General features: G+C 61.2%; 16 protein-coding genes. 5 read left to right on the top strand and 11 right to left on the bottom strand.

Annotation, left to right across the window (positions count from 1 at the left end):
* Positions 1-52 precede the first annotated feature (52 nt).
* Positions 53-547 (top strand): hypothetical protein, encoded by a 495-nt coding sequence (locus K6118_RS13890; RefSeq protein WP_247121081.1) that lies wholly within the window; start codon positions 53-55, stop codon positions 545-547.
* Between the two features lie 5 nt (positions 548-552).
* Here the strand turns inward: K6118_RS13890 and K6118_RS13895 are convergent, their stop codons facing one another.
* The 5 genes from K6118_RS13895 to lptG form a co-directional block, all read right to left on the bottom strand.
* Entirely contained in the window at positions 553-858 is a 306-nt protein-coding gene (locus K6118_RS13895; RefSeq protein ID WP_247121083.1) for a hypothetical protein, read from the bottom strand.
* Complete coding sequence (locus K6118_RS13900) at positions 855-1,991, bottom strand: GNAT family N-acetyltransferase (protein ID WP_247121085.1); 1,137 nt, start codon at positions 1,989-1,991, stop codon at positions 855-857. Before K6118_RS13900 ends, K6118_RS13895 begins: the two co-directional genes overlap by 4 nt.
* Positions 1,992-2,057: 66 nt before the next feature.
* The gene (locus tag K6118_RS13905) at positions 2,058-2,399 is read right to left on the bottom strand and encodes a tRNA-binding protein (protein ID WP_247121087.1); all 342 of its coding nucleotides are present in this window, start codon (positions 2,397-2,399) and stop codon (positions 2,058-2,060) included.
* Between the two features lie 4 nt (positions 2,400-2,403).
* Entirely contained in the window at positions 2,404-3,948 is a 1,545-nt protein-coding gene (locus K6118_RS13910; RefSeq protein ID WP_247121089.1) for a lipopolysaccharide biosynthesis protein, read from the bottom strand.
* A complete protein-coding gene (gene lptG / locus K6118_RS13915; protein WP_247121091.1) occupies positions 3,945-5,117 on the bottom strand; it encodes an LPS export ABC transporter permease LptG in 1,173 nt (390 codons plus the stop codon). The genes K6118_RS13910 and lptG overlap by 4 nt, the downstream gene beginning before the upstream one ends.
* A 394-nt stretch (positions 5,118-5,511) precedes the next feature.
* Here lptG and K6118_RS13920 point away from each other — a divergent pair, with 394 nt between their 5' ends.
* Positions 5,512-6,504: a diacylglycerol/lipid kinase family protein gene (locus K6118_RS13920; RefSeq protein WP_247121093.1), complete on the top strand. Its 993-nt coding sequence runs from the start codon at positions 5,512-5,514 to the stop codon at positions 6,502-6,504.
* Positions 6,505-6,516: 12 nt separating this feature from the next.
* A complete protein-coding gene (locus tag K6118_RS13925; RefSeq protein WP_247121095.1) occupies positions 6,517-7,455 on the top strand; it encodes a hypothetical protein in 939 nt (312 codons plus the stop codon).
* 45 nt (positions 7,456-7,500) lie between these two features.
* Here K6118_RS13925 and spt read toward each other — a convergent pair whose 3' ends face one another.
* The 4 genes from spt to K6118_RS13945 form a co-directional block, all read right to left on the bottom strand.
* The gene (spt, locus tag K6118_RS13930) at positions 7,501-8,712 is read right to left on the bottom strand and encodes a serine palmitoyltransferase (RefSeq protein ID WP_343269984.1); all 1,212 of its coding nucleotides are present in this window, start codon (positions 8,710-8,712) and stop codon (positions 7,501-7,503) included.
* A gap of 2 nt (positions 8,713-8,714) precedes the next feature.
* A complete protein-coding gene (locus tag K6118_RS13935) occupies positions 8,715-8,960 on the bottom strand; it encodes an acyl carrier protein (RefSeq protein ID WP_247121098.1) in 246 nt (81 codons plus the stop codon).
* Positions 8,961-9,029: 69 nt separating this feature from the next.
* Positions 9,030-9,986, bottom strand: coding sequence for an NAD-dependent epimerase/dehydratase family protein (locus tag K6118_RS13940; protein ID WP_247121099.1), 957 nt, complete (start codon positions 9,984-9,986; stop codon positions 9,030-9,032).
* A gap of 4 nt (positions 9,987-9,990) precedes the next feature.
* Positions 9,991-11,727, bottom strand: a complete 1,737-nt coding sequence (locus K6118_RS13945; protein WP_247121100.1) for a fatty acyl-AMP ligase — start codon at positions 11,725-11,727, stop codon at positions 9,991-9,993.
* A gap of 285 nt (positions 11,728-12,012) precedes the next feature.
* Here K6118_RS13945 and K6118_RS13950 point away from each other — a divergent pair, with 285 nt between their 5' ends.
* Together K6118_RS13950 and K6118_RS13955 are read left to right on the top strand one after the other, a co-directional pair.
* A complete protein-coding gene (locus K6118_RS13950) occupies positions 12,013-13,212 on the top strand; it encodes an aminotransferase class V-fold PLP-dependent enzyme (RefSeq protein WP_247121101.1) in 1,200 nt (399 codons plus the stop codon).
* Positions 13,209-13,799, top strand: coding sequence for a regulatory protein RecX (locus tag K6118_RS13955; protein WP_247121102.1), 591 nt, complete (start codon positions 13,209-13,211; stop codon positions 13,797-13,799). The genes K6118_RS13950 and K6118_RS13955 overlap by 4 nt, the downstream gene beginning before the upstream one ends.
* Here K6118_RS13955 and K6118_RS13960 read toward each other — a convergent pair.
* Both K6118_RS13960 and K6118_RS13965 read right to left on the bottom strand, forming a co-directional pair.
* Positions 13,780-14,388 carry a nucleotidyltransferase family protein gene (locus K6118_RS13960; RefSeq protein WP_247121103.1) on the bottom strand — a complete coding sequence of 203 codons (609 nt, stop codon included), beginning with the start codon at positions 14,386-14,388 and terminating at the stop codon, positions 13,780-13,782. The genes K6118_RS13955 and K6118_RS13960 overlap by 20 nt on opposite strands.
* A complete protein-coding gene (locus K6118_RS13965; RefSeq protein WP_247121104.1) occupies positions 14,385-15,335 on the bottom strand; it encodes an XdhC family protein in 951 nt (316 codons plus the stop codon). Before K6118_RS13965 ends, K6118_RS13960 begins: the two co-directional genes overlap by 4 nt.
* Positions 15,336-15,441: the final 106 nt, after the last annotated feature.

A 15,441-nucleotide genomic window follows, 5' to 3' on the forward strand; every position in this document is an offset into this window, starting at 1 on the left:
GTTGACCTTGGGGCTGTGGCGCGTAAAGTAACCGCAGCCAGGGGAGGCATGTATGGTTACTTTAACGAGCGACGCGCCGGTTATCGCGGCTTTTCACAAGCATAAACGCACGGTGAGGAGCCGGGTTCTCAGCCTGTCCCTCTCCCTCCTTATCCTGATCGGCTTTGTGGTGTTCGACACTGTCCTGCGCCCCGGCCAGTCACTGCTCGCCAGTGATCGCTACCACGTGGTGATCTGGGGCTTGGTCATCTATGGGGTTTATCTGGCGCTGGAGCTATCCGGCCTCATCCGCAGGCGCGCCTATGTGGAATTTACCGCCGACCAGTTTCGTTTCGGAACCGCAACGGGTGAGCCCGACCCCTGGTGGCGGGATGTCAAAGCCATTGAGGAACTTGGCGACGGCGACGGGCCGAAGACGGTCCTCATCAACATGACCAACGGCCGCAGCTACCGCATCGACCCGCAGCTCGTTGATTTCGCCGACACCAACATTGCCGCACTTGCCCGCAACTGTTGGAAAGAGGCTGTAGAGAAGGCTAAGGCTTAAGCGATTTAATTTGCTACATCTAATATATATTGGAAGAAGGACCTCACGGGCTGCTTCTGGCGACTTCCAATGATGATATCCGAACCACCCTTGGCAAAAAGCTTGCCAAGCTGACTGTCGGTTAGGTCAGAATGAATGATATCCGTGAGATATCTCTTGAGTGCTTTTCGGTCTTCTGGAGCCATGCCTGAAAGCATGCTTTGGAGCTCTTCTTCGAAGGAAAGCCCTAGAAATCCAAAATCCTGATGGAACCCGCGGCAAAACCGGAACCATACCTCAGGTGCTTTAGTAATCGGGTCTTTCGCCGTCACGCAATCGCCTTCTCATAAACCCGGTAGGTTTTATAGACCTTGCAGCCGATTTCTTCGAGGATGGCGTTCATGCCGTCATTGTCTTCGAGGATCCAGCCGAGCTCGCCGAAGGTGGCGCCGCGGTCGACGACGTTTTTCTGGCTGACCTGGATCATCCACATGGCCATGGCCGCACCCAAGGGGCCTTTCTGGAAGCGCTTGCGCACGCCCATCAGCGGCACGCGGCAGCGGTCTTCCTTGCCGTTCAGCATCCGGTACAGCAGTTTGACCAGCTTGATCGGGCCGATCTTGCCGTCGAGGTCGCGGATCTTGTGGTTCACGTCCGGGATGGTCAGCATGAAGGCGACCGGTTCGCCGTCATATTCGCACAGCATGGTGCGGTAGGGCTTCACCACCGGTTTCAGCGCCTTGGCGCCGTGTTCTACCTCGGCCTCAGTGAAGGGCACATAGCCCCAGTTGTCCGACCAGGCTTCGTTATAGATGTCGAGGACGGTTTTCACTTCCTCGTCGAAATTCTTCATGTCGATCTCACGCAGGGTGAGGCGCTTGTTCTTCTCCGCCATCTTGACGATGCGGCCCGCGCGTTCCGGCGCGGGTTTCAGGAGGTCCAGCTCATAGGCGAACATGTCCTTGGCTTTATCGAAGCCTTGCGCCTTGATCCAGCCGTCATACTGCGGGCGGCCGTGGGGCATCATGAACACAGGCGGGGTGTTGAAGCCGTCCACCAGCGTGCCGACTTCCTCAGCGGATGAGAAGGACCACGGCCCCTGCATCCGAACCATGCCGCGCTCCTTGAGCCAGGCTTCCGCGGTTTCGAGGAGCGCGTCGGCCACTTCCTCATCCAGCGCTTCGAAGTGACCGAAATGACCGAGGTTGGGGCCCCACTTTTCCTGCGCGAGGCTGTCGATCTGTGCCGAGATGCGGCCGACGGGCACGCCGTCCCGCTCCGCGACCCACATCTGCACCTCAGCGTGCTGGAAGTAGGGGTTTTTGCTGGCCTGCAGCACATCCATCCGTTCCATCATCAAGGGCTGGATCCAGTTCGGATCGTCCTTATAGACCGCGCGGGTGGCGTTCACGAAGGCCTTGATGCCGGATTTATCGGTGACTTTACGGATGGTTACAGTACTCACGGCAGAAATTCCCCTGGTCGGATGGTGGTGTTGTCTTTGGATATACCCTTGACGCGGATTTGCAACCTATAAAAGCCGGGTGCCGTTGGGCACGGGCTTCGACGGCGTGATGAGGACGGTGCGGCCGCCTTCCTCCATGGTGGCGAGGGTCAGCACCTCGGACTTCACGCCCGCGACGCGCTTGGGCGGAAAGTTGACGACCGCGAGCACCTGCATCCCCGGCAGGCTTTCAAGGCTGTGTTCCGCCGTGATCTGGGCGGAGGTGAGCTTGGTGCCATAATCGGGGCCGAAGTCGACTTCCAGAACATAAGCCGGTTTGATCGCCTTTTCGTTGGGGCGGGCGCTCAGGATGGTGCCGACGCGGATATCCACCTTGAGGAAATCGCTGAAGTCGATTGTATCGGTCATAGTGTCAGTCTCCGGAAGGTTGGGGGCGGATGAGGCGGCCGAGCTTGCCCAGCGCCGTGGCGTCCGTGTCCGTCAGGCCATGGCGCACCACAAGCCCCAGCGTGAGCATAAGCCCAAGGAGGGCGGCAATAAGACCGTAAGGCGCCGGCCAGTGGTTGCTGGCGGGGATCAGCGCGATCATCCCGGCGGAAAGGAGCGCCGACAGCGCCAGCGGGCGCAGGGTGCCCCTGTCATAGGGCCACAGGCGGAAGAGGGCAGCAGCCTCGATAAGGCTGAGGAGCGCGGTGACATTGAGGCCAACCGCGGCGGCGATGGCGGCGCCGGTCACACCGTGCGCGGGGATCATAAGCGCGCTGACGATCAGGAGCGCTACGATACCCGCAAGGCCGTTCAGCGCGGCGAGCAGGCGGTGGCCAAGGGTTTCGATGATCGCGGACGACGGGCCGGTCGCAGCCTCGATGACCCGGCCGAGGCACAGGATGGCGATGGCGGCAGCCGCGGCCTGGAACTCCGGCCGCATGGTCGCGAGAATATCATGTCGCGCGAGCACGAGCGCGGCCCCGAACGGCAGCGCAAACGTCAGGCTGAGGCGGGTGGCGTAGGCATACATGGCGCTGAGGGCTTTATGGTCGCCTTCGCCCGCGCGTTCGGCGGCCAGGGGCGCCATGACATACTCGAACGTGGTGCGAACGACTTGAAGCGCACTCGCCACCTTGCGCGCGACGGCATAATAGCCGCCCGCGGCCGCGCCCGCAGCGCCCGGCAGCATGAAATTGAGCACCATCACCGGGAATTCGCTGAACAGCTTCTTGGTGATGGTCGCCGGCATCAGCGACAGGCCGGTGGTGCGCAGCTCCTTGGTTGTGGCCCCTGTGATCGGCGCTTTCAGGACTGCTGAGAGGTCGTAATAGCGGGCGATAAGCCGGAGCGCGAGCAGGGCGGCGAGAATGACGCTGACCAGATGCGCGGCGAACAGGCCGTAGGTGCGGGCACCCAAAAGGCCAAGCGAGACGGCGACGATAAGCCTCAGCCCCTGCTCATAGAAGATGCGCACCTTGATCTCCGGCCCGAAGGTGCGGCGCGCGCGGATCGCGGCGGTCGCCACCTCCACAAACGTCCAGAAGGGCAGCACCCAGACATAAAGCCGGATCACGCTGATGAGGTGGGCTTCGTCGGCCTTGGCGGCATTCAGGTGCGGCGCGATCATGGGGGCGAGAAGTGTGGTCACCAGCGCGATCAGGCAGGATGCCAGAAAGCTGGATTTGAGCGCGGTACCGGTGATGCGACTGGCTTCCGCCTCTCCCGCACGCGGGATGAAGCGCTGGAGGCTCATCCCCATGCCCAGGTCGGTCACCGTGGTGGCGACGCGGACATAGCTCCACAGCACCGCGAACAGGCCGAAGGTGGCGCTGCCGTAAACCCAGGTGAAGGCGATGACCGAGCCGACCTCAATGAGCGCGCCCAACCGGCCGAGGAACGCATAGCCCGCGCCACCCGCGACCCGCGCGGTATGGTGGGCGTGGTCCGGCTGGTTGGCCTCCTCCGTCATGGCGGCGGGACTTCCGCGGGCCTCGCGTGCCGGGGTGGTGGCTTACCGCCTTCCTCGGTGTTGAAGAGGACGGCATAGCCGAGCAGCATGAACAGGAAGAAGGGCGCCCAGGCGGCCAGGAACGGCGGCGCGACGCCAAATTCGCCCATCGCCAGCATGAAATTGTCGGCGACGAAGAAGCTGAAGCCTAGCGCCATCCCGAACACCAGGCGGATCGCCAGGCTGCCGGCGCGGTGCACCCCGAAAGCGGCCACAGCGGCCAGAAGCGGCATCAGGAGCGTGGAGGCGGGCCCAGCGAGCTTCTGCCAGAAGGCGGCCATCAGCTTCTCGGTCGGCTGGCCCTGCGCCTTCAACTGTTTGATCACGCCCCACAGCTTGAAGAAGGAGACATAGTTCGGGTTGACGTTCAGGGTCAGGAAGCGTTCCGGCTTAATCGGCGTGTTCCAGTCGGCGATCGGGATGATCGTCACCTTGTGGGTCGCCAAATCCAGGCGCCGCATTTCATGGAGCGTCCATTTGCCGTCCTGATACCAGGCGAAATCGGCCTTCTCGATGGAGGTGAGCTTGCCTTCACCATTGCGCATGAACAGCGAGACTTTATCCAGCACCACACGGTTCCTGAGCTGGTTCACCGCTTCGACCAGCACCAGCGTGTTGCCTTCCTTCAGCCACACCCGGCCGGTGAGGTTGTTGTTGGGCGGCAGGTCGACGGCATAGTCATTGTCCTGCCAGTATTTCAGGTCAGCTGCGGCCTTGACCACCACGGTTTCGTTGAAGGCGAAATGCGCGATGGCGATCAGGAACGAGGCGAGCCCGAGCGGCAGCAGGATACGGTGCGCCGACAAGCCGATCGCCTTCATCACCACCACTTCGCTGTGCTGGTTGAGGGTCGCGAGCGTTAGCAAGGTCGCGAGAAGCGCGGTGAAGGGCGCGAACTGGCTGATAAATTCAGGCGCGCGCATGCTGACGTAGGAGACCAGTGAAACCCATGTCGCCCCCTGGGCTTTCATGATGTCATCGGTATGGGCCAAGAGGTCCAGAAGCTGGAGCACGGTGATCACCCCGACCAGAATGCCGAGAAAACGCCCGACATGCAGCCGCACCATATAACGCGCGAGCGTGCGTGACGGCACGACCAGACGGCGGAGCTGGCGTAAAGTTTCCCTCACAGGCGGGCCTCCCGGGTGGGAAGGGTAACGTGCGTTGGTTCGGTGTGATGCGTAAAATAGACCATAGGATGGCGCTACACTGGTTCCGGGACGGTTTCAAGGGGCATTTGCCTGCGCCTAGGCGTATCGGCGACTTCACGCTTGCGGAGACCTGTGGGTCTCTCTCATGGCGGCGGTGAGGCGGCAGGGGCTTCGAAATCGGTGGGGCAACATAATTTTGCCACCATCCCCGGGCAAGCAGAGGGGGAGGCCGGGCTCACCCCTAATTGGCGTTTTTCCGACGCTAGGGTTTGAGAAATTGGCCATTTGCCGCTATGAAGGGGGCATCGTTGCAATAATGTGACGACGTGGCCCCTCATGGGCCTGTTTGTTTATGTGTGGAGCAACACCCGTCATGCAACTCGATAGGACCAGCATAAAGACCGGCGCGGCCGTTCCGCTTGTCGCTATCATTTCGAATCCGTTGAGCACCAGCAACACGGACCGGATGGAGGGCATCCGCCGTGTCATCGACGAAAGCGCGAATGTCGTGCATTTCGAGCTGGACGGCATGGAGACGGTTGATGAGGCGCTGCAGCTTTTTGCGCGCGCGAACCCCGCAATTCTGATCATCAACGGTGGCGACGGAACCATCGGCGCCGTGCTTGCCGCTATTTTGCACCGCAACCCGTTTGACGTGGTACCGCCGATCGCGTTCCTGCCCGGCGGCAAAACCAACATGACGGCGGCTGATCTCGGCTATCGCGGCAAGCCCGAAAGGGTGCTCAGGCGTCTTCTGGATATCGCGCAGCGCGGCACCATCGCCAAGCAACTGGCGACCCGTCATCTGGTGGAGCTTGACCTTGGGGACGGCTCCAACCCGCGCGTCGGCACCTTCTTCGGCACCGCCGGTGTGGTCAAAGGCATCCATTGGTGCCGCCAGAATGCCTATTCCCGTGGCCTGCCGAACGGTGTGGCCCATTTGGCTGTCGTCGGGAAGCTGCTTTTGTCGGCCTTCGGGGTTGGGCGGCCGCTGATGGTTTCCGACCCGATGACGGTGACGGTTTTGGGCGGCGGCCGCTTCACAGGCCAGTTTTCCGCGGTGATCAGTACGACGCTCGACCGGCTTATCCTCGGCCTTAAACCTTACGGCCGTGAAGGCGCGGGCGGTTTGCGCTTTTCCGCGGTGGAAGCGGGCGGCAGCAACCTGATGCGGGCGCTGAAAGGCCTCGTGACCGGGGCTTACGGCAAGAAAACCATCGACGGCGTTCATGTCCGCCGGGCCAATGAAATCCGCATTGAGGGCACAGACCCGGTTACGCTCGATGGCGAAATCTATCATCCCAAACCCGGCCGTGCGCTGACGCTCCGGGGTGACCGTCAGCTGACCTTTGTCTCGCTGAAGTAAGGGGAGACGGGAATGTCGGACCCCACGGCGGCGCTTCACCGCTTTATCCTTCATGAGTGGCAGCGGGATGTCGCGCACGAGGTGATGGCGGCAGCACAGGACATCGCTGCCCGGTATGAGGGCAGTGTCGCCGGTATCCTGTTTTACGGTTCGTGCCTGCGCACAGGCCAGATCGCCGACAAGATTCTCGATTTTTACGTGATTGTGGACAGCTACCGCGCAGCATATGCAAGCAGATGGTTGCGTATAGCTAACCGCCTTATTCCGCCTAACGTTTTCTATCATGAAATCGACGCGGGTGGGGTGACTGTGCGGTCCAAATATGCGGTGCTGTCGCGCGCGGACCTTGCGTTCCGTACGGGGCCTGAATGCCTGAATGTGTCCGTTTGGGCGCGCTTCTGCCAGCCATGCCTGCTTCTGCTGCCGCGCGATGAGGCAACCAAAGAGGCCATCGCGGGGGATGTGGCGCAGGCGGCTGTCACGATGATTGGCAACCTGGTTGATCTGAAACCTTCGCTGAGGCTTTCGCGCCAGCTATGGGTGGCGGCGTTTGAACAGACCTATGCGGCCGAGTTGCGCTCAGAACGCGGCGGCAAGGGCTTGGAAATCTATCTGCTTGACCAGGACCGCTATGACCGCATGACGCCCCTGGTGCTTGATGCCCTTGGGCTTGCCCCTGCGGCGGAGAAGAGCGCGAAGCAGCCTGCAAGGCTGAAGCTTATCGGTCCGCGCCTTACATGGGCCGCGCGGCGGATCAATGGCAAGGTCATCAGTTTCCTGCGGCTGGTGAAGGCCTCGATGACCTTTGACGGTGGCATCGACTATCTGGCCTGGAAGATCCGCCGTCATTCGGGGGTGGAGATTGCTATCACCCCCTGGATGCGGCGCCACCCGGTGCTGGCGGGTGTCAGCCTGTTCTGGGGCCTTCGTAAAAAAGGCGCGTTCAAATAAAAAAGGCGACCGTCAGGCCGCCTTTTCTTCATTCATTATAATCGCTTACGCTTCCGGCTTTAGTTCCAGACCAACCTTGTTGGCAGTGATGACGAAGCGCTTGATGATCTCGTCGATCTGCTCGGGCGTATGCAGGGCGTTAATGCTCACGCGCATCAGGAACATGCCAGCAGGTGTCGCGGGCGGGGCTGCCATATTGGTGTAAACACCTTCCATAAGAAGGTTCTCCCAGAAATGGGTGCCCAGCATGATATCCGGCATATAGACCGCGATGATCGGGCTTTGGGCTTCCGGCGTCGCCAGGTCGAACCCGGCCTTCTTGAGGCCTGCGTGCAACCGGCGGGCATTTTCCCACAGGTGGGCACGGCGGTTGCCGCTGCGCTTGATGGCCTCGATCGCCTTGATGGCTGAGGCCACGATGCTCGGCGGCGGGCTCGCGGTAAAGATATAGGGACGGGAGATGAAGCGGAGCACGTCGAATTTCGGATGGTTCGACACGGCAAAACCGCCAACTGTCCCCACCGATTTCGAGAAGGTACCGACATAGAAGTCGACCAAATGCTCAACGCCCAGCGCTTCGGCGACGCCGCGGCCGTTTTCACCGCAGAAGCCCATGGAATGCGCTTCGTCAACCAGCGTCATGCAGCCGTATTTCTTGGCGACTTCAAGGAGTTCCTTGAGGGGCGCCGCATCACCGAGCATTGAATAGATGCCTTCGACGACAACCAGCTTGCCGGCGTCTTCGGGCAGACGCTTCAGCCGGCGTTCCATCTGCTCGACGTTATTATGCTTGAAGCGGACAATGGTGGCATTGCCCATGGAGCAGCCGTCATAGATGGAGGCGTGGCTGTCGGCATCGATGATGACATAGTCGTCTTTGCCGCCCAGCGCCGAGATCATGCCCAGGTTGGCCTGATAGCCGGTCGAGAAGACCATGCAGTGTTCCATGCCGTAAAAGTCGGCGATGGTCGCTTCGAGAAGCTTATGGTCGGCATAGGTGCCGTTGAGAGAACGCGAACCGGTGGTGCCGGTGCCGAACCTGTCGATGGCATCCTTGGCAGCGGCCATGGCCTCTTCATTGAAGGTCATGCCCATATAGTTGTTGGTACCGGCCAAAATGGTCCGGCGTCCGTCGATCATGGCCTCGGTTTCGGAGAGGATTTCATCCATCACCACCGTGAAGGGGTCGGCTTTTTCAAACGGCAGCGACGCACGCAGCGCCACCATGGAATCAAATTTGTCCAATAAATCCACGATACTCAGCCTTCGTTGACGATTTTCTCGACGGCGTCCGCCACATGCTCGATGGTTTCAAGGTCGGGCAGCATATTCAGCGGCAGGACGATGTCGAACTCGTCCTCGATTTCGGCCACAAGGTCCATGACGGTAAGCGAATCCAACTGCAGGTCAGACGCAAATGTAGTCTGCGGGCCCAATTCTACGCTGCGCTTGTTAAGCGGCGCAATTAATTCGTAAATCTTTTCAAGGGTCTGGGTGCTGGCCATCGTGTCCGCCTATCTGTTTGCTGCTAGCCTACTGGATTAATCACTCGTCTTATATCGGGCTGGACGCCATCATAAAAGCCCGTTTTTTCGGTACCAATCCATGGTGTCCTTTAAACCGGTCTTGAGGTCGAATTGCGGCGACCAGTTGGCGAGGATGGGGCGGCGTGCGCTCCTGACGGTCCAGTCATTATGGCACAGGTAGCGCGCGGTCGGCAGCGTCAGCATCGCCGGGCGCCGGATCATGCTGGCGAAAAGCCCGTTGATGGCGCCGAGCGTGCCAAGCACGGGGAAGGGCACCGGCAGGATACGTGGCCGCCTGTCTTCCTTGCTGCCGAGGGCTTCGGCGACGTCCTTAAGCTGATAGCCGCTGGGCTTCATGTCGTCGATTTCATAGGTCGCGGTGCCGTGTCCGCCTTCGGCCAGAATGGTAAGCGCGCGGGCGAGGTCCTGCGCATGGATCATCGAGAAGCGATTTTTGCTACTGCCGGGCGCGGGCAGCAGGCCAAGCTTGCTGGCCTTCAGAAGCTTCAGGATTTCCTTGTCGCCTGGGCCGTAAATGGCGGGCGGGCGCACATTGACCCACGAGAAGGGCCAGCGGCGGGCGCTGAGCGCCAGTTCCGCGGCGGCCTTGCTGGCGCCATAGTGGGACAGACGCGGTTCGCGGGCGGCAAGGCTGGAGACATTGACCACATGGCGGACGCCGTTCTCGGCGGCTGCTTCCAGGACCAGCTTGGTCCCGCCCAGGTTCACATCGAAGAAGGTATCGCGGTTGAGCGCTTTGGTGAGCCCTGCCACATGCATGAGCGTGTCGGCGTCGCGGGTGAGTTCCAGAAGCGCGATCTTGTCGGAAAGGTCCCCAGGCACCCAGGTGACGCCGTCGCGGGCTTCCTGCGGGCGGCGGGTCAGCGCACGGACTTCATGGCCTGCGTCCAGGAGGCTGTCGATGACATGCCCGCCCAGGAAACCCGTAGCGCCCGTAAGGGCAATGACCTTAGCGGGCGCTTGAGAGGTGTTTTTGTCGCTCATGGTGCTAACTGGCTAAAGCCTGCAAATGACCGGAAAGATACTGGATGCGGGCCTTCGAACGGCTCAGCTTGCCGGAAGACGTGCGCGGCAGCGACCGTGGCGACACCAGTTCGACCATGCAGGTGATGCCGGTCGATTTCTGGATATGCTTGCGCAAATCGTCGACAAACTTGGCGCGCTCGGCCAGGTCCGACAGGCGGCACTGGGCCAGGATAAGCGGAACTTCCTCAGCATTCTCACCGGGGATCGAAATCGCGGCAATGTCACCGTTCTTGACGCCGGGGAGCTGCTCGGCAGCCCACTCGATGTCCTGCGGCCAGTGGTTGCGGCCGTTGACGATGATCATGTCCTTGGCGCGGCCGACGATGAAGATGCAGCCGTCTTTCATGTAACCCATGTCACCGGTGTCCAGCCAGCCTTCGGGGCTGAGGACAGCGCGGGTGGTTTCCGGGTCATTGAAATATTCGCGCATGACCGACGTGCCGCGCACATAAACGCGGCCGACTTTGCCCTCAGTGAGAGCAACATCGTCTTCATTGCGGATTTCAATGTCATACTCTGGCAAGGGACGGCCACAGTTGACCACCTCGCGCAGGCGGGCGTCGCCGCCTTCGGCCTTGTTCACCAGGACGTGGCGGTCACCGACCAGAAGCGCTTCTTCGACCATGTCGATCTGGACGCCTTTGCCTATTTCGCCAAAGCTGACGCCCAGGGTACATTCAGCCAGGCCGTAGCTTGGCAGGAAGGCGGTCTCTTTGAAGCCGATTTCCTTGAACGTGTTGTGGAAGGCGCGCAGGACGTCCGGGCGGATCATGTCACCGCCGATACCGGCAACACGCCAGCTCGACAGGTCCAGGTCTTCCAGTGCGTTGGCGCGCAGGGACGCGCGGCGCGTGCAGATGTCGAAGCCGAAGGTCGGGCTGTAGGCTACCGTGCCTTTGTTCTGGCTCATCACCCGGAGCCAGCTTAAGGGGCGGCGGGCGAATTCCTCAGTCGGGATAAAATCGACCGACACCTGACAGGTCAGGGTGGTCAGGAACGTGCCGACAAGGCCCATGTCATGGTAGAAGGGCAGCCAGGAAACGCAGCGGTCGGTTTCCTGCATGCGGACACCGTGATAGCCCATGCCATGCGTGTTGGCCAGGAGCGACCGGTGGGTTACGGCGACGCCGTGCGGGAAGCGGGTGCTGCCTGACGAATATTGCAGGTAAGCAAGGTCGTCCGGTTCAGGCAGGCGCAGGTCGCCATTGCCTTTCGCTGCCAGGAAGTCGGCGCAGGAACCGGTGAAGCGCAGGTCAAGGTCCTGCGTTGCTTCATCAACGATGTCTTTCATGAAAGAAGGTGCCATCAGGCCGCCGGCGAGACAGCTTTGCATCTGCATGCGAAGCTGCGAGACATAGCCTTCCTTGCCACCGAAGGAGGTCGGCAGGGGCAGTGGTACCGGCAGGACGCTGGCATATTGGCAGCCAACGAAGAAAGTCGCGAAATCGGCGCTGGTTTCGGCGATGAGGGCGATCCGGTCGCCTTTTTCAAAGCCCATGCCCACCAATTTACGGCCGATTGCTTCAGCACGATCACGCAGTTTTGCCCACGGCAGTGCCTCAACGAGGTCGCCACGGGCATTATAAAAGTTAGCACCGCGTACGCCCTTCGCGGCATACTCGATGGCATCAACAAGCGTATCAAAATCCGAGAACCGCCGAGGCAGCGTCGGATCAAGCGTAGGAGTCACTATAGTCATTGCGTCGGCTTCAACCATATTTGCCCCGGCACAGGATAGCCGGACCCTACAAAAACAACAACAAAAAGCCCTGATTTCTCCGGGCTTCCACTAAATCACACCAGCAGCATGTAAAGGCTACGGTCAAAATTCACTTGCCTTTGACCATCTGTAGCCTGTTCACTCGCGAACAGATACATGCCGGAATATAAAGGCTGAATTACAGTCTGCTGTCTAGTGACGCAAGCGAATTCTGGCCCCGATAACTTGGTGAAACTCGGAATATGTGAGGATTGCGGCCAAAAAATGACACCTGACAGCGCTCTCATCATCGACCAGGACCTTGACCGGCTGCGCGCGGAAACGCCGGGCGTCAGCGGGCGTCTGCATCTGGACAATTGCGGCGCCTCCTTGATGCCGACACCGGTTGTCGAGGCCATGACCGCACATTTGAGGCGCGAAGTCGAACTTGGCGGCTATGTTGCGCAGGAGCAACAGTCGGATGCCCACGCGGCGGTTTATGCGTCGCTCGCCAAACTGACAGGCGGCAAGCCGGAGGATTATGCCCTCACCAGCAGTGCGGTCGATGCCTGGAACAAGGCCTTCTATTCGGTGCCTTTCGAGGCGGGCGACAATCTCATCACCGCCTTCAATGAATATTGCAGCAATTTCGTCGCCATCCTGCACCGGGGCAAGGCGGCGGGGGTGGAGGTGCGCGTGGCGCGTGCGGGCGCAGATGGTGCGCTCGATCTTGCCCATCTCGAATCCCTTGTCGACGGCCGGACCAAGCTTATCGCCATTTCGGAAGTGCCGTCCTCAAGCGGGCAGGTGAACCCGGTGAAAGCGGTGGGGGATATCGCCCGGGCCCATGACATCCTGTATCTCTTGGATGCCTGTCAGGCGGTCGGCCAGATGGCGGTGAAGGTGGAAGACATCGGCTGTGACATGCTGACGGCGACGTCCCGCAAGTTCCTGCGCGGGCCTCGGGGTGTCGGCTTCCTCTATGCGAGCGCCCGGGCGCGGGACAGGCTCACCCCGGTGATGCTGACGAACCAGGCCGCGGCCTGGGTTGCCGCAGACCATTATGAACTCCGGCATGATACCCGCCTGTTCGAGGCGTGGGAGCGCAGCATGGTGAATGAGCTCGGCTTCGGCGCGGCGCTCGATTATCTGTTGGGGCTTGGCCCTGACCGTGCCTTTGGGCGGACGCAGAAGATGGCGGCTTATCTGCGCGCCGGCCTGTCGCGCCTCAAAGGCGTGACGATGACCTGCCCGGCGGACGCACAGGCGGCGATCATCACCTTCAATAAGGAAGGATTCGATGCGGCCGAGGTGAAGGCGCGCATGAATGCCATGGGGGTTGGGGTGCAGATCGCCAGTGTGGTCCATACCCGGCTCGACCTTGAACCCCGCGGCATCGACAGCGCGGTCCGGGTTTCCCCGCACTATTATAATACGGTCCAGGAGCTTGACCGTTTCCTTGAGCTTGTTGACGCGCTCAAATGAGCGGGGACGACCAAAAAAGCGGGTCTGCACGCCGCGAACCGCGCCGCAAGGGCAAGGTCAGTGAGGCCTGGCTCGAACGGGCGGCAATTCATTATCTCGGCCGCTACGCCGCCACCGAGGAACGCCTGCGCGATGTGCTCAGCCGTAAGGTCAGGCGCCGCAATGAAGAGGGTGTGCCCCCAAGTGAGGAGCAGCAGGGCTGGATCGATGCGGTTGTCGCCAAATGTGTCGGCTATGGCTATGTCGACGATACGACCTATGCCACCCAGCGAACGCAAAGCCTGCTCAGGAAAGGCAAACCGCCTCGGACCATCCTGCAGGATCTTCGCCACAAGGGGGTCTCGGCGGAGACGGCGGCGGGTGTCCTTGAGGATGCCGAGGAAAGGGCCGATGAAAGCCTGGTTCTGCAAGCTGCGGCCGCGTTCGTGAAGCGCCGCCGTTTTGGCGTGTTCAGGCGACCGGGCAAGGATGCCGACGATCAGCGTCAGAAGGAACTGGCCTCGCTCATGCGGGCTGGGTTCCCTTACGGCATCGCGCAGGAAGTCCTCCAGATGGAGGAAGATGCGCTTATGGCGCTTCTGCCGTAATCCCGTGGCGGGCCATGGCCTCGGGCGTGTCCAGGTCGATCAGGATACCAGGGTCCATCACCGGCACTTCAGACACCAGGGCGGGGTTGTCACGGATGATGGCGCGGCCGCCCCGGTCGCCTTCAATGCCCAGAAGCGCCGGCGCCTGCGTGCGGCGCCACAAGATAGGATGGCCGCGGACCCCTTCGTGAACCGGGATGAATATGTCGATGTCCGGAGCGTTTTCTGCCGCCGTCAGCAACCGCCGGTAGGTGTCGGGGGTGACGAAAGGCATATCGCCGAGGCTGACGAAAAACAGGCTGGTGTCGTCGTGCAGTGCCTCGATCCCCGCCACCAGGCTTGTGGCCATCCCGTCGGCATAGGCGGCATTATGCAAAAAGCTGACATGGCATCTGTTGAGGGCCGTCTGCACCTTTTCGTTTTCATGGCCGGTGACAATAAGCGGCGGTGTTCCGGTACCTTCAAGGGCGGCTTCGGCGGCATGGCAAATGACCGGCCTGCCGTCAAGCGTGGCCAGAAGCTTGTTCACGCTTCCCGCCCGGCGTGACCGGCCCGCCGCCAGCATGATGACCTGTACGCTCCCGGTCATGATGCCCGCCTCACCTGGGTGATTTCAGCCAAAATGGAGATGGCGATCTCCGCCGGGGTTTTTGCGCCGATATTAAGCCCGACAGGCCCGTGAATGCGGGTCAGGCTGTCGTCAGTAGCCCCTTTCCCAGCCAGCCGTTCCAGCCGGGCTGCGTGGGTCTTGCGGCTACCGAGCGCGCCAATATAGAAGGCCGGGCTATGCAGCGCTGCCAGAAGCGCCGCGTCATCAAGCTTTGGATCGTGTGTGAGCGCAACGACGGCGGTTTCCTTGTCCGGCGCGAAGACGCCGAAATAATCGTCGGGCCAGTCCTCGACCGTATTCGCATCGCCAAAGTCGCGGCTTTCGATAAAGGCGGCGCGGGGGTCGATGACGGTAACATCATAGCCGCAACTGCTGGCCATGGGCGCAAGCGTCTGCGCGATATGGACGGCACCGATAATATCGAGTCTCGGTTTGGGCCGAACGGGCAGGAGGAATCGGTCTCCCTCAAGGGTCGGGCGTTCGGGCAGGGCGGTGCCGTTAGCAATTGAAATGGCGTCGAACAGGATGCTGCCGTCTGTGAAGTCGAACGTCAAAAGGCCCATCTGGCGATTACGGCGGGCCTCCAGGGCCGCGGTCAGCGCGGGCATGGCATCGGGGGTGATGGCGAGGACACCGACTTGGATTTCCCCGCCGCAGGCCAGGCCCACGGACCAGGCGTCTTCTTCCGAAACCTTGAAACAGAGCTGGCGCGCGCCGCCCTTGGCCATCTGGTTCACCGCTTCGGCGATCACAGTGCCTTCGACACAGCCGCCCGAGACCGAGCCCTCGAACGTGCCGTCAGCACGGATCGTCATCAGGCTGCCGACCATCCTGGGGGCTGAGCCCCACGTCGCCAGCACCAACGCAAGCGCGGTCTTGTAGCCAGCAGCTTGCCAGCGGATCAAGCTTTCCAGTTCGGTTTGCATTCGGCCCCCGTGTCCGATGCCTCAATGGCGTTTCATGCTGGGACAGACGGTACCTGTAGCGGGGACCGCCCGCAAGGGTATCTATCGTCAGTAGGTGGCTGACAGG

Source organism: Kordiimonas marina (assembly GCF_023006325.1).
Taxonomy (GTDB): Bacteria; Pseudomonadota; Alphaproteobacteria; order Sphingomonadales; family Kordiimonadaceae; genus Kordiimonas; species Kordiimonas marina.